This window comes from Vibrio sp. SNU_ST1, assembly GCF_030563405.1.
Taxonomy (GTDB): Bacteria; Pseudomonadota; Gammaproteobacteria; order Enterobacterales; family Vibrionaceae; genus Vibrio.
Genome location: NZ_CP130749.1, coordinates 363,168 through 385,358, shown reverse-complemented (window position 1 = coordinate 385,358; position 22,191 = coordinate 363,168). Strand labels below are relative to the sequence as shown.

General features: G+C 44.4%; 20 protein-coding genes. 6 read left to right on the top strand and 14 right to left on the bottom strand.

Annotated features, from left to right (window positions below):
* Positions 1-685 precede the first annotated feature (685 nt).
* Positions 686-2,122: a glyceraldehyde-3-phosphate dehydrogenase gene (locus Q5H80_RS16015; protein ID WP_304570411.1), complete on the top strand. Its 1,437-nt coding sequence runs from the start codon at positions 686-688 to the stop codon at positions 2,120-2,122.
* 259 nt (positions 2,123-2,381) lie between these two features.
* Here Q5H80_RS16015 and Q5H80_RS16010 read toward each other — a convergent pair whose 3' ends face one another.
* Positions 2,382-3,461: a hybrid-cluster NAD(P)-dependent oxidoreductase gene (locus Q5H80_RS16010; RefSeq protein ID WP_304570410.1), complete on the bottom strand. Its 1,080-nt coding sequence runs from the start codon at positions 3,459-3,461 to the stop codon at positions 2,382-2,384.
* A gap of 112 nt (positions 3,462-3,573) precedes the next feature.
* A complete protein-coding gene (gene hcp, locus Q5H80_RS16005) occupies positions 3,574-5,235 on the bottom strand; it encodes a hydroxylamine reductase (protein ID WP_304570409.1) in 1,662 nt (553 codons plus the stop codon).
* Between the two features lie 275 nt (positions 5,236-5,510).
* Between hcp and Q5H80_RS16000 the strand changes: the two genes are divergently transcribed.
* Both Q5H80_RS16000 and Q5H80_RS15995 read left to right on the top strand, forming a co-directional pair.
* Entirely contained in the window at positions 5,511-5,741 is a 231-nt protein-coding gene (locus Q5H80_RS16000) for a hypothetical protein (protein ID WP_009845683.1), read from the top strand.
* A 53-nt stretch (positions 5,742-5,794) separates the two neighbouring features.
* The gene (locus Q5H80_RS15995; protein WP_304570408.1) at positions 5,795-6,958 is read left to right on the top strand and encodes a carboxylesterase; all 1,164 of its coding nucleotides are present in this window, start codon (positions 5,795-5,797) and stop codon (positions 6,956-6,958) included.
* Between the two features lie 109 nt (positions 6,959-7,067).
* Here the strand turns inward: Q5H80_RS15995 and Q5H80_RS15990 are convergent, their stop codons facing one another.
* The 3 genes from Q5H80_RS15990 to Q5H80_RS15980 form a co-directional block, all read right to left on the bottom strand.
* The gene (locus Q5H80_RS15990; protein ID WP_304570763.1) at positions 7,068-7,682 is read right to left on the bottom strand and encodes a LysE family translocator; all 615 of its coding nucleotides are present in this window, start codon (positions 7,680-7,682) and stop codon (positions 7,068-7,070) included.
* A gap of 100 nt (positions 7,683-7,782) precedes the next feature.
* Positions 7,783-8,730, bottom strand: a complete 948-nt coding sequence (locus tag Q5H80_RS15985; RefSeq protein WP_304570407.1) for a LysR family transcriptional regulator — start codon at positions 8,728-8,730, stop codon at positions 7,783-7,785.
* A 93-nt stretch (positions 8,731-8,823) separates the two neighbouring features.
* Positions 8,824-9,285, bottom strand: coding sequence for an Lrp/AsnC family transcriptional regulator (locus Q5H80_RS15980; protein WP_304570405.1), 462 nt, complete (start codon positions 9,283-9,285; stop codon positions 8,824-8,826).
* Between the two features lie 243 nt (positions 9,286-9,528).
* On the opposite strand from Q5H80_RS15980, the gene yjeH reads away from it, so the two are divergent.
* Positions 9,529-10,794, top strand: a complete 1,266-nt coding sequence (gene yjeH / locus Q5H80_RS15975; RefSeq protein WP_304570404.1) for an L-methionine/branched-chain amino acid transporter — start codon at positions 9,529-9,531, stop codon at positions 10,792-10,794.
* 46 nt (positions 10,795-10,840) lie between these two features.
* Here yjeH and Q5H80_RS15970 read toward each other — a convergent pair whose 3' ends face one another.
* Positions 10,841-12,298: a PLP-dependent aminotransferase family protein gene (locus tag Q5H80_RS15970; protein WP_304570403.1), complete on the bottom strand. Its 1,458-nt coding sequence runs from the start codon at positions 12,296-12,298 to the stop codon at positions 10,841-10,843.
* Between the two features lie 90 nt (positions 12,299-12,388).
* Between Q5H80_RS15970 and Q5H80_RS15965 the strand changes: the two genes are divergently transcribed.
* Entirely contained in the window at positions 12,389-13,048 is a 660-nt protein-coding gene (locus tag Q5H80_RS15965; RefSeq protein WP_304570402.1) for a pyridoxamine 5'-phosphate oxidase family protein, read from the top strand.
* An 82-nt stretch (positions 13,049-13,130) separates the two neighbouring features.
* Positions 13,131-14,069 carry an urea transporter gene (locus tag Q5H80_RS15960; RefSeq protein ID WP_304570401.1) on the top strand — a complete coding sequence of 313 codons (939 nt, stop codon included), beginning with the start codon at positions 13,131-13,133 and terminating at the stop codon, positions 14,067-14,069.
* Here the strand turns inward: Q5H80_RS15960 and Q5H80_RS15955 are convergent.
* From Q5H80_RS15955 to Q5H80_RS15920, 8 genes are all read right to left on the bottom strand, one after another.
* Positions 14,066-15,334: a BatD family protein gene (locus Q5H80_RS15955; RefSeq protein ID WP_304570400.1), complete on the bottom strand. Its 1,269-nt coding sequence runs from the start codon at positions 15,332-15,334 to the stop codon at positions 14,066-14,068. The genes Q5H80_RS15960 and Q5H80_RS15955 overlap by 4 nt on opposite strands.
* 34 nt (positions 15,335-15,368) lie before the next feature.
* Positions 15,369-16,964 carry a VWA domain-containing protein gene (locus Q5H80_RS15950; RefSeq protein ID WP_304570399.1) on the bottom strand — a complete coding sequence of 532 codons (1,596 nt, stop codon included), beginning with the start codon at positions 16,962-16,964 and terminating at the stop codon, positions 15,369-15,371.
* Positions 16,961-18,082, bottom strand: coding sequence for a VWA domain-containing protein (locus tag Q5H80_RS15945; RefSeq protein WP_304570398.1), 1,122 nt, complete (start codon positions 18,080-18,082; stop codon positions 16,961-16,963). The genes Q5H80_RS15950 and Q5H80_RS15945 overlap by 4 nt, the downstream gene beginning before the upstream one ends.
* Positions 18,069-18,581, bottom strand: a complete 513-nt coding sequence (locus Q5H80_RS15940; protein ID WP_304570397.1) for a DUF4381 domain-containing protein — start codon at positions 18,579-18,581, stop codon at positions 18,069-18,071. The genes Q5H80_RS15945 and Q5H80_RS15940 overlap by 14 nt, the downstream gene beginning before the upstream one ends.
* Complete coding sequence (locus Q5H80_RS15935; protein WP_304570396.1) at positions 18,571-19,515, bottom strand: DUF58 domain-containing protein; 945 nt, start codon at positions 19,513-19,515, stop codon at positions 18,571-18,573. Before Q5H80_RS15935 ends, Q5H80_RS15940 begins: the two co-directional genes overlap by 11 nt.
* 11 nt (positions 19,516-19,526) lie before the next feature.
* Complete coding sequence (locus tag Q5H80_RS15930) at positions 19,527-20,555, bottom strand: MoxR family ATPase (protein WP_304570395.1); 1,029 nt, start codon at positions 20,553-20,555, stop codon at positions 19,527-19,529.
* A 63-nt stretch (positions 20,556-20,618) separates the two neighbouring features.
* Positions 20,619-21,650 (bottom strand): hypothetical protein, encoded by a 1,032-nt coding sequence (locus Q5H80_RS15925; RefSeq protein WP_304570394.1) that lies wholly within the window; start codon positions 21,648-21,650, stop codon positions 20,619-20,621.
* The gene (locus Q5H80_RS15920; protein ID WP_304570393.1) at positions 21,647-22,183 is read right to left on the bottom strand and encodes a hypothetical protein; all 537 of its coding nucleotides are present in this window, start codon (positions 22,181-22,183) and stop codon (positions 21,647-21,649) included. The genes Q5H80_RS15925 and Q5H80_RS15920 overlap by 4 nt, the downstream gene beginning before the upstream one ends.
* Positions 22,184-22,191 lie beyond the last annotated feature (8 nt).

The window sequence follows — 22,191 nt, the reverse complement described above, 5'->3', positions numbered from 1 at the left end:
GTTATTGATCAAATTGAATATGAACAAATGACATTATGAGCTAATCATAGGAAATTGGCGTCAGTCGTTACCCACATACAGGATTTAAAGAGGAAGGTCTGTTTTAAACAAGTGAAAGGATAAGGTTATGCCTCTAGATGACAGCAAATCACTGCTCTAGAAACCAATAAACACCAAAGTTAAGTCAAATTTGTGAGATCTAATCGTTTGCGTCACGAACTTTCTGTACTCAAACTCAGCTTATTCAAAGGTCGAACTAGAAAACTCGCTGAATACCTTATCTGTCGTTTACTTTTTAAGTGTAACCAGTGCTAATGATCACATCTTTAATGATCGCAACTCCCTTATTACACATTATGTTTTGATCTGAGTATTTTTTGGCGAAAATTAAGTACTACAGACTGTTAAAGTCAATAGCCTTTCTTGACGCTAAAACCTTAATTTATGACCAACTAAAAGCCAATTTTCAGACAATTAATCTGCATTTATTTTTCCTAGCAGAATAACTCGTCGTGCCTTACAATCCTGCCACATAAAAATTACAAATTACACACAAGGCATATCAAGCAAATTTAAGTGGCGTTAAAGACCACAAAAGCTTAGATAGCTCAACTCCCCCATGCACTCATGGCTACCCTACATTCGCTATGATTGCAGAAATTAACGTGAAAGGTCCCGAGTAAAGATGAGTCCCGAAAAGCACCTCCTAGACTGGCAAACTAGTCAAACTATTGCTGAATCAATCGCTCCTACTTTAGGTCAGTTGTACCGCCAAAAAGGCGTTGAAGTTATCCTCTTCGGTAAAACACTGGTTAACGCAACAACTATCGACATCATCAAAGCTCACCGCATCGCAAAACGTTACACAGGTTCTCCGCTTACCGCTGAACAGACTCAACCAATCATTCAACACCTTCTCTCTATGGACTTGTCTCCATGTCGTATCGATGTTGGTCGCCTTGCTCATACATTCTGGCAAGATCGCGAAGGCACAATCGGGTTGGATGATTTCCTACAAACTGCACTTTTAGAATCGCTTGAAGGCGACGCGATGACAGAACCTCGCGATGTTGTATTGTACGGTTTTGGTCGTATCGGCCGCTTGCTCACTCGTCTATTAATCGAGAAAAGTGGCCCAGGTTACCCACTACGTTTACGTGCAATTGTTGTTCGTGGCGGCAAAGATGGTGACTTAGAAAAACGTGCAAGCTTGCTACGTCGAGACTCGGTTCATGGCCAATTCAACGGCAGCATCGTTGTAGACCAAGAACGTAAAGCGATCATCGTTAACGGTAACTTCATCCAAGTTATCTACGCAAACAAGCCAGCAGAAGTGGATTACACATCTTACGGTATCGAGAATGCACTTGTCGTTGATAACACAGGTGTGTGGCGTGACGCTGAAGGCCTAAGCCAACACGTTGCGTGTAATGGTGCGAAGAAGGTTCTACTGACTGCGCCAGGCAAAGGTGAGATCAAGAACGTAGTATTTGGTGTAAACCAAAATGACATTCAACCAGAAGACACTATCATCTCTGCTGCAAGCTGTACAACCAACGCGATTACGCCAGTATTGAAAGCGGTTCACGACAAGTTTGGTGTCCTATCGGGTCACATCGAAACGGTTCATTCATTTACCAATGACCAAAACTTGATCGACAACTTCCACTCTGGTGATCGTCGTGGCCGTGCTGCTTCATTGAACATGGTACTGACATCAACAGGTGCTGCAAAAGCAGTATCAAAAGCGATGCCAGAAATGGAAGGTAAGTTAACAGGTAATGCGATTCGCGTACCTACGCCAAACGTTTCAATGGCAGTAGCAAACCTAAACCTTGAGAAAGGCACAAACAAAGAAGAGTTGAACGAATACCTGCGTGAAATGGCGCTATCTTCAACTTTATCTGCACAGATTGATTACACCGACTCAACTGAGATTGTATCTACAGACTTAGTGGGTTCTCGTCACCCAGGTGTGGTTGACGGTGTTGCAACTATCGCGCAAGACAACCGCGCTGTTCTCTATATTTGGTACGACAACGAGTTTGGCTACAGCTGCCAAGTTGTTCACTGTATGGAACAGATGATGGGCGTTCGTTACAAGACATACCCTGAAGTTTAAACGACTTCGATCTCGTAACTAACTCAGCGCAACCAGCTCCACAACATAATAACTATATCTGCGAAGTCTGTTATGGGCTTCGTAACCCCTTTTGTTTTGCTCCCCCGTATAAACAATAGGGTTGCCACTTAGATCTGCTCTCTCTAACGATCTAAGTGGCCTTTTTATATCTGCTATACGCTATGTCTTCTAAACACTTTGTCTTCCAAACGAACAAAGCTCCGTTCTCACGTGCTTCATTCTTGCTTGTATAAGATGGCTACAATTCAACTTCAACATCTGACTGAATCGTACTTGAACACGCAAGGACATAACCTTGCTCAATCTGTTCTGGCGTCAATGTTTCTTGGCTGCTTGATTCCACAGAACCCTTGGTTACTTTGCATTTGCAAGAACCACAAATACCGCTACGACAAGCAATAATAATCGGAACACCGGCTTTCTCTAATGAATCAGCTAATGGTGTACCGGCTTCAGCTTCAACTTCGGCACCAAAGGCAGGTACAAACACTTTAACGACACCATTTGTATCTGCAGACGCTTCCGCCTGTGATTCTTCTGATGAAGTATTGCTATTGGCTGGTGAATCAATGTTTTGGTTCGCTGGCGTGAAACTTTCTTGATAGAAATTGTCCATGTTGAATTCTAGTTCTTTCAGGTAGCTTTCTATGTTTTGCATAAAGCCAACTGGGCCACACAGATAAACAGTTCGGTCTAAAATATCTGGGCTCAGTTTTACTAACCAATTCTTATCTAATCGACCTTGAGGAGCTAATGTTCCTTCACTGTCTTTTAGCAGCAATTTAAGATTGAAGTTACTGTGCGCCTCATCTAATTGATGCAGTTCTTGAAAGTAAATGGTCTCACGCTTATTGCGTGCCATGTGGACGAAGTCGATCTCAATATCACTGCCTTGAGCCAGCCAATATTTTGCCATCGCCATTACTGGTGTGATACCACAACCTGCACTCACTAGTGTTACTTTCTTTGTTTCCGTTGGCATGCAATCAATACAGTTAAACGCACCTGCCGGCTTCAATACGGAAACCTCATCACCTTCATCAAGTTCATCAACAATAAAGTTCGAAACCAAGCCACCTTCCACACGCTTTACCGTAAGCTTCAAACGATTATCTTCCGGACAAGAAGCCACAGAATAGGCGCGATAATCTGTTTTCGTCGGCATATCCAAACCCAACGTGATGAACTGGCCAGGCTTAAAGTTGAAATGTAAGTCTTGTGGAATACTGCCAAGCTCAAAGCTGACCGTATCTGGCGTCTCGTGCCATTTCTTTAAACACACTAAATTGATTGAATCGCTATCCGACCATGCATACATAGTTCACGCACCTTACTGATGATTAAATGACTAAAGATTTAAATCTAAAAAGCCCCGCAGCTGTTTGTTTTATTAAAAACGTCACAACAACGAGGCTTCAGGTTGGCTTAGATTAAGCCGCTAAGATTGTTTTAAGATCTTGTTCTGGCGTTGAAATAGAACGCATATCGAACTCGTCTTGCATAATCTTAAGTAGGTTTTCAGTTAGGAACGCAGGTGCTGTAGGGCCTGTGTAGATACCTTTCACACCTAGAGCGAACAGAGTAAGCAAGATAACGATCGCTTTTTGCTCGAACCAAGATAGAACTAGCGTTAACGGAAGTTCGTTGATACCACAATCAAACTCTTGAGACAGTGCGATAGCAAGCTGAATCGCTGAATAAGCATCGTTACATTGGCCAACATCTAGCAGACGTGGGATACCGTTAATGTCGCCGAATTGGTTTTTGTTGAAACGGAATTTACCACATGCAAGTGTCAGGATTACTGAATCTTCTGGCGCTTGAGCTGTGAAGTCTGTGTAGTAGCTACGTTCAGATTTGTCACCGTCACAACCACCGACTAGGAAGAAGTGTTTGATGTTACCTTCTTTCACTTGCTCAATAACCGCAGGTGCCGCTTCCATCAGTGCGTTACGACCGAAGCCAACAGTGATCATCTGCTCGATCTCATCATGTTTGAAGCCTTCTTGCGCAAGAGCACAATCAATCACTGCGCTGAAATCGTCGCCTTCAAGGTGATCAACACCCGGCCAGCCCACGATGCTGCGTGTAAATAGACGGTCTGCGTAAGAACCTACATCAGGGTTAAGTAGGCAGTTAGACGTCATTACAATTGCGCCAGGGAAGTTAGCGAATTCTTTTTGCTGGTTCTGCCAAGCGCTGCCGTAGTTACCCGCAAGATGTGGGTACTTGTTTAGCTCTGGGTAACCGTGTGCAGGTAGCATCTCACCGTTAGTGTAAACGTTGATACCCTTGCCTTCAGTCTGTTGAAGGATCTTTTCTAGATCATGCAAGTCGTGACCAGAAACAAGAATACAGTGGCCTTTCTTAGTCTTAACATTCACGGTTGTTGGTTGAGGGTGACCAAATGTATCTGTCTCACCTTTATCCAGCATTTCCATTACTTTGTAGTTCATCAAGCCAATTTGCATAGACGTATCTAGCAGTTGTTTTAGGTCAGATGGATCGGTACCTAAGAACGCCATGATTTCGTGGTACTCAGCAAAAATAGCATTGTCAGTTTGACCAAGAACACGCGCGTGCTCCATGTAGGCTGCCGCACCTTTTAAGCCGTATAGGCAAAGAAGACGAAGACCAATCACATCTTCGTGTTGAGAGTCGTGACCACGGTTTACCGCAGCTTGAGGCGCAAGTGCCAATAGCTCTGAAGAATCTGTTGGGAGATCGAACTGTGCTGCTGCAGAAAGTTCTGGAATTTCAAAACCAATCAATGTTGCTGCTGCACGAACTTTTTGCTCCAAACGCTGCTTGAATTCATGAGACTGTTGTGCGAATTCGATAATACGAGCAGGGTCGAAGTTAACGTTAGTCAGCGTTGCGAAGAACGCTTTTGGTGCCCACTCATCAACTTCTGTATCAATAACATCGCAAGCGCGACCTAGGCTTGCCCAAAAAGAAACACCTTGAAGAGAATGCACCAACACGTCTTGAAGGTCAGATACTTCTGACGTTTTCCCACACATGCCTTGTGCGAAAGAACAGCCTTTTACGGTTGGGGTTTGAATTGTTTGTTCACATTGAATACAGAACATATAAGGGGCTCCAGTAATTTTTTATTAGCTGTAAGTACTTTGCTTACAGTGACTTATTCCAAACCCTATAGAGCATCAAGCGTGCCAACTTTTAAGTTGTTGATTTTTATAAACTTAAATAAACTCCATATTTTTAGTGCGTGAATATGACTACATATAAACTCTCAATCAACACACGCCTGTGTCATAGTGACTCTCTGATATTTATTAACGGTGTTCATGTTTCGTTCAGAATAGAAGCGATATAGTGACAACATAGAAAAAGAGGAATGAATATGAAAAATATATTAGTTACGATTGTTGCGTTGTTTACTGGCCTATTGGCGTTATTCACGAGCTTGATTCTTGCTATTCCTTTAGCTATTGCAGCTTTAATCACTGGCAAGCGCATTCAGAATCAAATGAAAAAACAGGGGTTCGCAGCTCACATGAACACACGTCAATCATCTACCAGTGATGCCGGTGTTATTGAAGGTGAATACGAAGACCTTTCAAGCAGAAAGTAATCTAAACTTCAGTTTCAGACATAGTAAAAGAACAACAGAGACAACATCAAAAAATGCATAGAAATACCATTCTAACGCTGCTCGCCTTAACGACTTTAAGTCTCGTTGGTTGTTCCAACGAGACATCGATACCTGCTTACGAAACATCTCCAAACTTGCCTGAATATCAGCAAGACAGCTTTGATGACTACGTCAATGAAACTCAAGATTGGTTATTGAAAAACCGTGTATTCATGACCAAAGACAAGCGGCTAGAGATTCAACTCAATTCACCTACCGAATATCAACCTGCGACACCGAATGGTAAGGCAGTTTTATTGGTTCATGGGTTAGGTGATTCACCCTACTCGTTTAAAGACATCGCAACGCACTTAGCAGAACAAAGCTACCTAGTGAGAACGGTATTGCTACCGGGCCACGGCAGCCGAGTCGGTGACTTAATGCAGCCAAGCTTAGAAGATTGGCAAGGTGTTGTAGCTCATCATACGAAGTTACTAGAGCAAGAGTATGATTCTGTGTGGCTTGGCGGTTATTCGACAGGCGCAAACCTCGTGACTTCACAGGCGATGAACGATCCTAATATCTCAGGGCTACTGCTGTTCTCTCCTGCGTTTCAACCGAGTTCTTCTGCGGTTCAATATGCAGAGCTAGCAAGCTATTTTGTCACTTGGGCTGACCAAGATCCTGAAGACAATGTACTTCGCTATAACTCACTGCCAATGAATGGTGCTTCTGTTTACTACCAAACCTCAGAAGTGGTTCGTGATGACTTACAAGATAAACACTTCGATAAGCCCGTATTTATTATGATGAGTGAAGGCGACAGTGTGATTGACACCAGCTTCGTTCAGCAGGCGTTTACTGAATCTATGCCAAACCCAAACAATGTATTGATTTGGCAAGGGGAGACGACACTCGAAGATCCTCGGGCTGTTGAGTACAGCATGAAACTCCCGGAGCAACGCATTTCGAACGGTTCTCATATGGGTTTACTGTTCTCGCCAAGCAATCCTTACTACGGGATCAATGGTAGCGAGAAGATCTGCTCCAATGGTCAAGAGGAAGGTTTTGAAGCACAGTGCAACGCGACAAGTAAGGTTTGGTACTCAGCATGGGGATATCGTGAAGAAGGTAAAAACCATGCTCGTTTGACCTACAATCCATATTTTTCCGACTCTATGAAAAAGCTCGATGCTGTACTGAATTCAGAAGGCTAACAAGCTCAAACCTGTCGAAGCCAATCCATAGAAGTCAAAAAGGCTCACTAGATAACGTCTAGTGAGCCTTTTTAATGGATATCGTTTCTTTCCAGTATATGGACTATCGCTATATCGTCCACACCACACGCACAGCAAGCAGAATCAACACCACGCCTGACAATCGATCGATCAACTGCGCTTTTGCTCGAATGCGCTCTACGATCAACGGGCTAGAGAGCACCAAAGTAATAAAGGTATACCAAAGGCCATCAACAATCAGTGGCGTTGAGACAATAATCACTTGATTGCTAAGTTCATTACCTAACGCAACAAACTGGCTAAATAGAGCGATAAAGAACAGAGCGATCTTAGGGCTCAAGATAGAGATCAAGAAAGCTTCGCGAGCAGACTGCATGTAGCTCATCTGTTCACCCGCGTCCAGTTTCGCGGCAACACCACCTTTCGAACGCAACGCGTTTACACCGAGATAGAGCAGATACGCTGCACCCGCTAAACTGATCCCTTTGAACAACATTGGCGATTGCTCAAGTAACACCGCTAAACCGACAATGGTTGCGAACGCGTAAATACCTATACCCGCAGCGTGTGACCAAGCTGCGATAAGTCCGTTCATACGGCCACCAGCCAAACTATGTTTAGCGATCATCGCCAAGCTTGGGCCCGGAGACATTGCACCCAACAAGCAGATAGCTAATAAAGAAAACCAAATTGTTACTGTCATCATTCCATTCCTAGTAAAACAAAGCGTTCCAGCTGAACACTCTACAATTAATACTCAATACTTAGCGCTTACAATAAGCCGTAGCAGGTATTATTTGAAATCAAAGATTATCATTACTAGTATGATTTGAAATCATACTTATATTGTAACTCGACTTTTGGATGGCTTTAAACGCTTTCTCTCGAGCCCATTTATGGGCAGAGTCGTTGTCATACTTAGGATGCCATATCAGCCAATAGGTATGCATTTCTGTCTCAAACGGCAGCGAAAAGTAAGCGACATCGAGATGTCGACCCAAGTTATAAGCAATATGCTCCGGCACAATCATCAAGTAATCGTCTTGCATTAACACGTTTCCCGCCGATGAAAAGAACGGTACCTGCAATGCGATTCTGCGTTTATGTCCCTGTTTCTTTAACGCAATATCCGAATAACTGTCTTTGTCTCCCCCACCCGTGACTTTGATATGTGAGTAACTCACGATGTCTTCCGAGCTTATGGCTGATTGCTTAGCCAACGGATGAGAGGCTCTCATCAAACACACGGACTTATCCTCTCCGAGCTTGATACTTGAGACATGACCCGGCTTTTTGGGGAACATACTCGACGCCAAGTGAATACCTGATTCATTGAGCGTTTCAAGGAAGTTAGGCTGCCATAGACGATAAGCCAAGTTGATATGGGGCGCGTCCTTCGACACCTCGGACACAATAATGGGCAAGATATACTGGGCAACATAATCACTCGAAGCCAACACCAATTCACCTTGCCAATCTTGTGGATCAAATGGCTTATCATCTAATAAGTGGTCAAACTCGCCCAGCAAGTCGTCAAGCTTGCCTTTAAGCAACAAAGCACGGTTGGTTGGAACCAGTTTGTTCCCATCACGAACCAGAAGAGGATCACCACATAGCTCTCTAAGCTGAGCCAGTTGACGGCTAACCGCCGACTGCGTGATGTGCAGACGCTGAGCGGCTCGACTGACATGGCACTCTTCAAGAAGCACATGCAGCGACCGCAGCAAATTTAAATTGATATTACCTAACATCAGCAACCTTAGAGTGAATAAAAATAGAGTGAGTACGAATAAGTAGAATAAGTTCGGACAAATGACGACACGGTGAAGGTAAGCGGCATTAACTCAAGACATATTAAAAGACGAAGTTTGCTTGTTGAAGAATTCCGTTAAGACAGTATGAGTCATAAGATGTCGAAGTTCAGGATAGCCTTGCAGCTGGTCGCGAATTTGGTTCAAACGCTCCATGCTTTCAACTTCAACATAAAGCATCATGTCGGTCTCACCACTGATAGAGTGACACCACTGCACACCATCAATGGCGTAGATATTTTTAGCGTAAGACTCACAGTTATGGTTACTGCTCGACATGTCAAACTTCAAAGAGATATAAGCGCCAACGTTCTTCGGTAAATCAGGCTCGGTCACCTGTGCACAATATCCAGTAATGATCTTATCGCTTTCCAGCTTCTTGATTCTGGCGTTCACCGCAGAACGAGACAGGCTGACGTCTCTGGCGATATCGCTCACTGAACATCGAGCGTTAGTTTTTAGAATATCTAAAATTTGGCGATCAAATTTATCCATGCTTCTGATTCTTCCCATTTATTGTTCTATTTATAACGCCTAATTTGACACAACTTTCCTACTTATAACAGCCATTATGACAGCCGACACTTTCACGCTTAATCAAATTAATACCGTTAAATTGACGGTGTCTTAAGACGTTTCGCTAGCTGTATTATTGATGTCGACAATGTATGCTTTCAATCTCAGCCTCACAAGACAGCACCATAAAACCGATATCAAAGCCAATAGCAAGGACAGCGAATGACGCAACTCAAACAAGAAATCACGCTTATTTCAGGAATAGGACAACTCTCTACAACCTTGCTTGGCACAGGATTGTTTATGATCCCAGCTATCGCGGCAGGCATTGCAGGGCAGTTATCGCTACTAGCATGGTTAATCCTGTTTATCGCTATTTGCCCCATCGCCCTTACCTTCGCCGCATTAGGAAAACGCTACCCGAATGCAGGGGGTACTGCCTATTTTGTTCGTCAGGCGTTCAGTGAGCGATTAGAAACCAGTGTGGCATGGCTATTCGTCAGCGTCATTCCAGTCGGAATCCCAGCCGCAATTGCATTGGCAGGTGGTTTCGCTCAGCAACTATTACCAGCGCCACTCGACACACCACTTGGCGCTCAGTCCTTTACCGTCGCTCTGCTTATTGCCGTCAATTTGATGGGCAGTAAGTCTTCTGGCCGTTTACAAACCGTGATTGCCTTGTCGATTTTTGCCTTGGTTAGTGCCTTTGTCTGGAAAGCCGATATCACTGCAGCCGACATCGCAGTTCCGACCATGACGTCCGATTCAATGTGGTCGATTGGTGCTGCATTGGCGGTTATGTTTTGGTGCTTTGTAGGAATCGAAGCCTTTGCTCACATGGGAGAGGAGTTTAAAAATCCACAGCGTGACTTCCCAATCGCCATCATTGCCGGGTGTTTCGTCGCAGGCTTGGTGTACTGGGCTTGTTCTGTGGTTATTATCAAGCTAGGCGCTTATGGTTCAACCGAATTTGATGCTGCCTCTATCCCGTGGGTGACAGAACAACTGTTTGGCAATGGCTTTAAAACCGTCATCAGTATACTTGGCTTCTTTGCTTGTTTTGCTAGCCTAAACCTTTACACCCAAAGCTTGTCTCGCATGATTTGGGCTCAAGCTCGCCAACACACTCCTACCAGTAAAATGGCGCAGCTCAACAGCCGTGGCGTACCACTTTATCCAACCTTAGCAATTGGCTTTATTGCGCTTATCTCGTGTGTAATCGGCGAGCTGTCTAATTTGGATCTCGAATTCTTTCTTAAACTCGCCAATGGTATTTTTGTACTGGTTTATTTGCTCGCGATGTTAGCGGCCTGCCGATTACTGACTGGCACATCGAGATACACAGCCATGATTTCACTGGTCATCTGTACCTTGGTGTTTATCTGCCTAAGTTGGTCGATGCTCTATGCAGTAACTATTTTTGTGACATTGTCACTACCTTGGCGTAAATGGTTGGGTAAACCCACAGTATCTATCCACAAGTTGTAATTCGATTAGTGATGAATCAGAAAATTGCAAACAAGCCCTACCAATATTACGGATAAAAAAGCCGAGCGATCTGTTTGATCTTCGGCTTTATGTCAGCCAGTCGGATATTTCCAAACCCAAGTACTGCACCACTCCAATCACGAGCATCACTTGCTCCATATTCATAAAAGTCAAAAGGGCGAATGATGATATTTTCAAACTCAGCTCGTCGGCTCCACTCATGTTCAGATATACCTTGATACCACTTCACAGTCACATGTAACCCCGCCGCTTGGCTAATCACTTCAAGATCGCCAGGAAATTCACTTTCAATCGCTTCTATCATCGCTTCATGCTTGAGTTTGTATGACCGACGCATCTTTCTAATATGACGCAATAAATCGCCTTCTCGAACAAAATCCGCCAATGCTTCTTGTGTATGGGACGCCGTGTCTCCGGTGAGCGCATCTTTAATCTCAAGACACTTCGCCACCAGACTTTCTGGCACCACCAAATAACCTAGTCGCAGGCCATTGAACATCACCTTACTCAGGGATCCGACATAGATGATGCGATCATCGAATCCCAACTTACCCGCCAAACCTTGCATGCTGGTATAAGGACGATGAGCAAACTGGAACTCACTGTCGTAGTCATCTTCAATGATCCATGACTGATGTTTGTTAGCCCAATCGATCAGCTTAAGGCGTTGTTCAGTATTTAAGGTCGTACCCATTGGGTATTGGTTACTCGGCGTGACATACAGAGCCTTAGCATTACTGGACAACACTTTTTCAATATCTAATCCAACCTTTTCACGCACACTCACACCGTCTAGCTCTAGCCTCAACAGGTCGATGATTTTATGCACTTGTCGGTAGCCGGGCTCTTCCACAAGGATTTTTTCGCCGATCGCTAACGTTGCCATCAAACCAATTGAGATAGCTTGCTGAGCACCTGCGGTTATGATGATTCGGCCTGCACTACAGTGAACCGAGCGACTGCTTGCAAGATATCTGCTCAACGCTTCCCTCAAGGCTAAGCTTCCCTGAACCTCTTGATTGCCCGCAATGTTCTGACGCGTAGAGTGGCGTTGCAGCAGCCTCTGCCATTTAGCAAAAGGGAACGCATCTAAGTCAGGGACTCCGGGGGCAAAGCTGCGGTTAATGTCGTTAGGTTTCGCTATGTTTACACTCGGTTTACTGACGGTTTGTTGAATCTTCGCATCCTGAACACACTTCGGTTGAGACAAACTTAGAAAGTGTTCAGGTTGTTCAACCGAGACATAAAACCCTGAGCCTTGCTTACTCTCAATATAACCTTCAGTAACCAGTTGTTCGTACGCATAAATCACCGTATTTCGACTCACCGATAACTCGACGGCTAGCTTACGTGTTGAAGGTAACTTGCTGCCCTTGCTCCATAAATCTTGAACGATCTTCTCTCTGATTGCGTGGAACAAGGCGGTTTGACGTGTGTCATGTTGCTCGTCTAACTGTAAGTCACCGACATCAATAGGCTGCATAACTGGATCCAAATAGTGTTTAAAAGTGGCTCTATTTAATAGACCAGTTAATCGCTACATTAATCAAAAGGCAATGATTAAGGAGCGATTATGTTATCTAACACGAAAAGAACCACGATTAAAAAAGGGGCTCACAAAGCCGTATTTGAACAAGAGAAACTGCATCAAATCATCGACGAAAGCTTAATCGCACACATTGCACTGCAAGGCGAACAAGGCCCAATGGTTATCCCGATGCTCGCATGGCGAGTGGATAACATGGTCTACATTCATGGGGCCAAAAACAGTCGCTTATTGAGAGGCCTGAAGAAGGGGGACCCAACCTGTTTAACGTTCACTTTGTTCGATGGTTGGGTGTTGGCTCGTTCTGCATTTCATCACAGTGCGCATTATCGTTCTGCTGTGGTATTGGGGTCATTTTCAGTCATCGAGGACAACCAAGAAAAAGATCGTTTATTGAACATCTTCATTGAGCAAATCGCGCCGGGAAGAACCGACGAAGTCAGGCTCAGTAATGAGAAAGAGCTCACCGCCACCGAGCTATTGGCGATCCCTTTAACAGAAGCATCCGTGAAGATTGGTAAACATGGAGTGAATGATGATAAAGCTGATATGGATATCCCAGTATGGGCTGGCGTATTACCTTATCGAACGGTCGTTGGGCCATTAGAAACCGTTCCAGAGCAAGAAGGCATCATTGAAACACCAGATTACCAACGAGCCTATGGTGAGCGCTGGTATCAGAATTGATACACAAAGATGGTCAACTTAATAAAATTGCATACAATCTGAGCTACAAAGATTCAACATAGCAAAATAATGTAGTCAGACGATGAGAACGAATAAGGATATCCCACCATTTCAAGGCTTGCTCAATGGCATTGGGCAAGTCTATTTCACTCCGTCGGTCATGACGTCGCTTCTACTATTGCTTGCCATTTCTATTGAGTCACTTGCACTGGCTTTTCTTACCTTGCTTGGCACCTGTTGCAGCTATGCATTGGCCTTCTATAGATATATGTACAACACCAACACCAACACCAACACCAACAAGTCAGATGACAATATTGATAGCGGTATGTATGCGTTAAATGGCGCTTTAGTTGGTTTATTTATCGGTAACTTTTTTGGTGTCACCCCATTTTTGGTTATAGTGACAATGTTAGGCGCATTACTCACAGTACCTATTGCCCGCATCGTATTCAGTTTTAAGAAATATCGCGGTTACACTAGTGCCTTTATCCTCACCAGTTGGCTGATTTATGCTATCCAATCAGCCTTGGATCTATCGGCATTTTCGGCACCTGACTCCCCGCTTATGCCACTAATCAGTCTTGAGGCAGATTCGTGGTTTAGCTTACCAACAGCGGTGCTCCCATTATTGAAAGGGATCAGCCAAGTCAGCTTTATCGATAATGCACTATCGGGTCTAGTCATCTTGGTTGCCATCGCACTCAACAATATTAAGCATGCCATTTGGGTTTCGCTTGCTGTGGTAATCAGCACCCTATTTAGCAATTTTATTGGTGCTCCTGATGAACTGATAGCCCAAGGTCTTTACGGGTACAACGCCATTCTTGCCACTCTAGGACTTGTGCTCTATCCGCGAATCCCTTGGCCGTTAATCCTATTAGGCATACTGTTGAGCTGCCTTGTCACACTTGGTTTTCACGAGCTGTCACTACTGCCGCTGACGGCTCCTTTTATTTTGAGTACTTGGGGGGTTGTCTATCTGTCTGAGTTGATGAGAAACAGTCGTGTTACCAGCTAACGGTTTAATCCACCCGATTGAGCAGACAAAAGGAAGGCTATCAGTACTTTTAGCAAAGCTAATCGAGAACATTCATACTCTCGTAATTTTTTATGCTCAGGGCTTTCCTTATATCTTTGCCATATCATCTCAATACCTTCGACCGTTTCTACTCTTGGCGTTAGCACTCTAGACTGAAAATGCTCAAGTAAAACCAGATAAATCGAACTCTCGAACAAAGGTATATCTTTCTTATAGATAGCTTGAGCTATACAAAGCCATTTGCTTTTAGGCTTTGTTTTAACATAGCGGAACAACAGTGCAGTACTCAATATCACAACAACAATGACAGCGAACCCGCCCAGTAACACCTTGTACTGTTCCACAAAGGAAGCGAAAGTGTGCGACACTTGCCAACTTCGCTCTGGCAAGAAAAGAGTGCTTTGCTGCTGAGACTCAGAATCCCACCAAAACACACTGGCTGCAGGAAGCGTAACCCGACCAGCCTTGTTTACTATATAAGTCACCCTCTCTAATCTTTGAGCCTGACGCACACCCCTTTGCTCATCATCTCGATACTGAGTTGACTCAGGATATACCAAAAATTGACTCGTTAAGGTTTCAGGGAGTGTCGTGATTTCCGGCAAAAGTGCGCTGATAGTGTCGTGTGCAGATAATGTTATTTCACGGGTAATGGCGTCACCCACCCTGAGCTGTTCTTCTAAGCCCTGTGAACTCCTATTTTGAGAGACAAGCATCCATTTTTCTTTTAGATTAGCTTCAGTACCTGTTAACCATCTCTGATCAGACGTCATATTGGCGGAAGGCTTATGAGCATTGAAAGACAGAGCCTTCGTCATCACCACCCCAACAACATTATTACTGCCCTGCTTTACGCCAATCTCAAGCGTAACGGGGGGGACTTGATACTCTCCACTCTGTAATGGGTAAAGCACAATTTCCCAGAGTTGTTTGGAGAACACTTTCGCTTCAATACGTTCTGTGGAGTTCACAGCAAAAGAACTCATTGGCAATACGACCGCATTAGCAACCTCGACACGATGCACCTTGGTGCCTTTGGTGAACCATGTGTCTGTCATCACTTCGATATTGAGAACGACCTGCTCATGCACGGCAATATCCGAACTGACGTGACTCAACCACACGTTAAGCCTCACACTGCCTTGATCATAGAGCGAAGCTAGCTGCTGGTTATAAACAGGATCTGAGCTATGAACAGTAGTTTGACTGTAAGCTGAGAGCTGACTATAAGCAAAATGACTCATTAAGCTAATAACCAAACACAAAAGCCGAAATAGCCTACTTAGCTTCATCTTTCCACTCCGTTTGATTAGCCGCCCCTTGTTGATACTGCAATGCAAACTTGGTTGAGATAAAGCTCGATAGATCACTCTGAACTCGCTTCATCCATTTTTCGTTGGCGCCAGGATCACTCAAGACTTGTTCAGCGGATAAGACTTCTTGAATCACTTGATCTTGTTCTACTTGCTGCTTTACACCATCAGAGCGTTTTGGCTTATCCCCATTTTCTCGGCTCACCTGACGTTCATTGCTTTTCGATTGTTCCTTGGTAAAACTATCAATATAAGCAATCACATCTTCAACAATCTTTAAGTTATGAAGAGCTTCTTGATTGTCAGGGTATTGATTCAAGATCTCTCGATACAAAGACCTTGCCGCAACAAACTCTTTTTGATTCGCCAATGAAGCCGCCGCACCTAATTGCCCCTGTAAGGTATCACTGCGCATGTAGAATTGTTGTGCCACTTCGTATTCGCCAGCTTGGTAATAGGCCGTTGCTTTCCAGTACTCATTTTCAAAGATTTGCGCGGCTTGTTGGTATTCTTGATCTTGATAATACAGAGCGCTCTGCTGATCTTTAGTCAGCCAAATATCGACCAACGAAAACTCTGCTGCGTATAAATTAGGGCTGTAAGTCGCGCTATAAAACAGAGAAACCACAACGCACCACTGAACCAACCAACCTTTTCTAAACCATAATAAATACGGCACTAGCACCAGCCACACCAGAGGGTAACTGGCATCAAACCAAGGTTCAGCTTGGTCTGCTGATAGTTCAGCAAAAGACGTTATTTTCCCATTAAGGTTTTGTATATCTTGGTCATCTTGAGTAAAAGCAACGAAATCACCATGCACCGAGCTGGCTAATTTCGATAGAGTTTCAATTTCCATAGGTAACGGAGATGGAACGTCTTGATTGCCAACACCATAAACCAGCAGTTGATAGCCTTTTTCCTTGAAATAACCTTGATACTCACGGTAAGCCAGTTGATTAACGGCATCGGTCACCAGCAATACCGTTGCATTGTCCGTTTCAGATACCAATTTGTTGATGATAGGCAGGGTATATTCCGCAAACTTCCCCTCTCTTGGCATTACTTCGGGATGAATGGCCTCTAGTAAAGGCTTAAACACCGCAACGTCTTGCGTTAAAGGCATAGCTAAATGGGCGGTACCCGAGTAGACGACTAACGCTGTTTTCCCTTTACCTTGCAGATCAATAAGCTCGGCTATTTTTTGCTTTGCTCTAAACAGACGACTTGGCGCAACATCCTTTTGTAGCATCGACTCAGAGACATCGAGCACAATCACCAATGGCGTAGTGTCTTCTGCAAAAGGCGAGGACTGACGATACCAACTTGGCCCAGAAGCAATCACTATCGCGATCAAGCAGATGACACTGAGCAAAAAGATCGGAAGGTGTTTAACACGAGACGACTCACCGACACGTAAAGCATCAGACAAGTGCTTGGGCAAATGGGTTACCCACGAATGCTGCTTTTGGCTTCGGCGCCAGTTCATGAGCAGCACCCCGGCAAGTGGCACGATTAACAATAGCCATTCAGGGCGAATAAAGTGAAAGTTTCCCATCATGAAGCCCTCGATTTTAGAATCTCAGGCTTGATACGAAATCGCAAAATAGAGCGAACTACCATAAACACTAAGTGATAAATGAAGGCGATCAGCAAAGGCACATAGTGAAGGCTTTGTTTCGGCTGGTAACGGTAGCTTTCAAACACACTAGGCTCGAGTTCATTGATTGTGTCGTATACGTTATCCAGTTCAGTAGGTGACATCGCTAGAAAGCTCTGTCCTCCCGTTAACTTGGCTACAGTATCAATGACTTCCATATCAACCGCTTGCTCACCTGAAGTGTTAGGGTTCCCCACTGCCACAAGATGAATTTTAATATTGTGCGCAGCAGCCACTTTCGCGGCATCAATCGGCGGCACTAAGCTGTCGGTATCATTGCCATCGGTAAGCACAATCATCAAGTGCTCTCGATTAAGGTGTTCGTGAGTAAGGCTGTCGTGCTCATGTTTTTCAGGAGCAAGGTTTTCAGAAGAAAGCTGATCAGGTTGAGTGCTATGTAAGTCGGATGACTGCTCTTGCTTGTCTATCTGATTCTCGGAAAGAAATGTCTTAATACCGAGTCCAATTGCATCACCTAAATGGGTACTTTGCCCTGCCATTGCAGGCTCGGTTTCATTTAACAGCGCTAACCATGCGGTGTGATCAGCCGTAAAGGGCGATTGTAAAAAAGCAGAATCACCGAAGACTATCAGGCCGAGTCGGTCGCCACTTCGCTTTTGACTGAACGTGTCCAACACCTCTTTTGAGGCCACCAAACGAGTCACTTGATTACCTGCACGATTAGAGAAATCGTCCGTTGCCATAGAGTCCGACAAATCCAGAACAATCATCACATCACGTCCAGCGAGCTCTCTGGTCTCCTCAGGCCCTAGCCAAACAGGCTTCGCTGCTGCCAACACGACTAAAAGCCAACCTAAAATCAGGGAAGAACGTTGCCAAATACCCGCCTTAATCTGGTTTGATCCTTTCTCTGCACTCAGACCTAAACTTGATGCCAGCGCATCAAAAAAAGGGACTTTCAAGGCAATTTGAGGGGTTTGATGACTCGGTACAAAACAGTAGATAAGAATCGGCAAGGGCAATAAAGCAAAGACCCAAAGGTATTCAAACTCGACCATCAGAACCTCTCACATGGCCTTTTACCCACGCAATAGCACTTAAACGAACCTGACTTAATTCACCTTCGGTCCAACCATAATCTGATGCGGGCTTGTAGATATCTTGCTGCCATTGCAACAAAATCGGTCGGTCAAAAATGGGGTTCGGTGAAGAAACAGTTAGGAACTCACTCCACTCATTGCCACTGAGCATCGCAACCTTACTTCCAGGGAACGAGCAACAAGCCACTTGTTTCAACACGCTGTTTATTCTTTGCAACTCTTGCTGCAAGAACTGATCATTAATGGTGTCTTGTTTATTTCTACTGATCGCTTTTATTGCTATACGACGATATTTGTTCGCTTTGTAGGATTGAAAAAGGTGGAACGATTTCCAAGCCCCCAGCACTAAGATCAGAATAAAGGTGACTTTCCAACCAATTGTTGTTGGTAACCAGCTGACATCAACAGTAGAGGCCGGATCGATAAAACCTTTAAGTAAAATTCGATTATCGGACACGGTAGCCCCCACTCATCTTTTGAATAAAATCAGAGATGTGATTCCCAGACGTGTCTAATCTAACCACATCAACCCTATCAGCACTCAATAACTGATGGATATCTTGGTAGCCCTGCTTGGTTACTTGGTTGTATCGATGAAGTTTCTCGTTCAATGATGTATCAGCCAATAGCTGCCACTCACCATCACTGATATGAATCGGTTGAGAAAATTGAAGTTCAAGTTCCATAGGATCGTTGACCGCAATGCCCATCAAATCATTGTGCTGCTTTAACCATTTAATTCGTTGAACATCTTGTTCTGTCGCATCATTGAAGTCGCTGATCATCACGATCAAACAACCTTTTAACTTTTGCTGCGTTAGCTTAGTCAAAGCATCAGATAACCCTGAACCTGCGACTTCTTTACTTTTCTGTTCTGCACGAGACAAATCTTGATTAGCTAGTGCCAGAGACTGAAGAATTCGTGCTACATGTGCTGAATGACGTTGTGGTTTATGCCAGTACAGCTGCTCATTTGAAAAGATTAACGCTCCAATGCGATCACTGTCTTTTAATACTTTCCAAGCACAGCAAGCAGCAACTTGAGCTGCCGCCACCGATTTCATGGTATCGACCGATGAAAAGAACATGCTACTGCGTTGATCGACGAGCAACACCACCGGCAGATCTTTTTCTTCACTTTGAACCCTGACATAAGGTTCAAGCATTCTCTGTGTGACATTCCAGTCAATACTGCGAATATCATCACCCATTTGATAGTGTCGAAACTCTTCAAAGTTAAGCCCTCTGCCACGGTAACGAGACAAGTGGTTACCGGCTTGTCGAGAACGACTTTTGGCAATGGGTGGCAACGAGAAACCTGTCGACTTCAACTTTGTCGCCATCAGAGATTCAAATGAACTAACAACCCTTACGTCATCGGACACATTCATAACAAGGTTCCCTAAGAGAGAGGCACATTGAGCAGCAGCTCATCAACAATTTTTTCTGCGCTCACCGAATTCGACAAAGCATCGAAGCTTGGAGTAATACGATGACCTAATACCGAAACCACGACCGTTCTCACGTCATCTGGAGTCACATAATCACGCCCCGCTAACCAAGCATGAGCACGGCTGCATTTGTCTAGTGCGATCGATGCGCGAGGACTTACGCCAACTTCAATCCACTTATCTAAATTTGAATCCGGGTACAAATGTGGGAAGCGCGTTGCCATAACAAGATCCACAATATATTGCTTAATGGGCTGCGAGGTATGGATACGCTTTACCGCCTCCTTACCAGCTGCAATGTGCTCAACACCGCCTTCAAATGCCGCAGCTAGCAATTCATTTTGTTCCTGTTGTAACGTTCCTGTACCCATACTCTTGCTCACTTCCTCATCCATTACTGCGAGTTCTTCCTGACGCACTAAATCAATAATCAACATTTCAGAGTCTCGGTCTGGATAGTCAACATTCACTTTCATCATGAAGCGATCCATCTGCGCTTCTGGTAGCGGATAGGTGCCCTCTTGTTCAACGGGATTTTGCGTTGCTATCACTAAGAAAGGTTCTGGCAATGACATGGTTTCACCCGCAACCGTCACTGTACCTTCAGCCATCGCTTCTAATAGTGCTGCTTGAACTTTGGCTGGTGCTCGGTTTATTTCATCGGCCAATACCATAGAACTAAAAATAGGGCCCGGCTGAAATGTCAGCTTCGACTGCTCTTGATGATAAATCTGCGTGCCAGTGACATCTGAAGGAAGTAGATCGGGCGTGAATTGCACACGGCTAAAAGCCATATTCAATTGTTCCGCCAATATTTTTGCAGCACGAGTTTTCGCCGTTCCAGGAAGCCCTTCCAATAAAATATGCCCACCCGACAACAACGCGATCATCATTGATTGTGTAACATGAGCTTGACCTATAATGGATTGGTTCGTCTGTTCAATTAACTGACAAATGGCTGCACGAGTATCTGTAGACATAACGTTACCTTGTAAAGCTACCTAAATAAGCTGTAGTACCTGAATAGGGATATCAGCGTTGATTTAATTTGGCAGATAGAGTTGTTTAAGTTTTGACACAACATCTAGAGGTGCGACAGATTCAAGTTCAGCAAGACACAGGTTCGCGTCTTGTCCTGCAACTAATAAGGTGTCGCACAAAGCATAGAGATAGGCTAGTTGAGCATGATTTTGATAGATAGCTCGATAGACAGTAATCGCAGTCTCAGCATCATGCTCTCGCGCTAAAGTCGCATAAGTGTATCCATAAGAACCGTTCATCGATTCAAGTTCATATGCATTTCTCAGGCGACGTAGCGCCTTCACGCTTTCCCCAGTTCGCAAGTAAGACAAACCAAGGCTATAGTGCAGTGCCGCCGATTCAGGAAACTCAACCAACGTCTGCGTTAAAACATGCTGAGCTTGTTCATCGTCATCAATGCCTTTCAAATACTCTGCGTAAGCTATGGCAACCCTAGGTTCTTTATGATTTTTAAATTGATCTGAGTAGATCAGCTCAGCCTCTGGAAATTTGCCTTGTAAGGTATAAAGCCAAGCTCGCTCTAAGTCGCCATTAAGATCATTGGATAGTAAGGTTAAGTGTCTATCAATGGCTGGTTCTAAACGATCGAGATATTCCCCAGACAACTGCGGCCAAAGAACGATCAGCGTACGAACTGCTTGAGCCTCTATATCACGGTCGACATCATCGAGTAACGGGGAGACTACATCCCACTTAGCTTTACCCTGCCACTGTTCTGCGGCTTGTATTGCTGCCAAGCGCATTTGTGGATGTTCAGAACGCGACGCTCTAGCAACGGCAATAACCGCATTCGGGCCATAATACATCCCTAAATTCACGGTCGCTGCGGCACGTTGTTCTATGGGTAGAGCTTCATTTTGAGAGTACTCCGCGAGCAATTGCTCACGCTGTTCAACAACAGTGGCCACTTGGCTTGCGCTTTCACTACCTGAAGGTTGAACACTAGTCGCCAGAGTGACACAAGAATAAAAGCTAAGTAGCATTCCAACAAAAATGAGCACCACTGCAGGCCAATTAACTAACCGATGTTTCATATTGGGTGACGCTCTACAGACAATTGTTTCGATAACTCTTCAGCCCTCACCAACAGCGCATGCATAAAGTAAATCTCATCCGTTTTCGCGAAATTATGAAATTCAAGCCATTGGTTTAGCCCTTCAAGTGTTTGAGCTTGCTCGACCTTTTCTTGCTCATCGCTTAAGTAACCCAACGTTTTTAAGCCAGAGACCAACTCTTCATAGTTAGCAGGAGGCATCCTTAAGGTGCTCCATTGAGGTTCGTTGGCCATCAAAAGCACATTGTAATTCGCTTTAGCTAACTCGTAGTTTGAGCGTTTCTTCTCGTATTTCTCGCCGCATTGTTGATTATCAGGCAGCTTTTGACACAAGTTAAAAAGCGTAGCAAATTCAGTATACCGTTCACTTTGGGTATGAAAAGCCATATCAATCACCGCTTTTACCGATGCTTGATTAAATCGAGTATCTGTCGGTGAAACCTCTTCAACCTGAGCGGTAACAGTTTGGCTAATCAGTGCAGAAAAAAGCAGCACAACAGTTTTGAGTTTCATCAGATAAC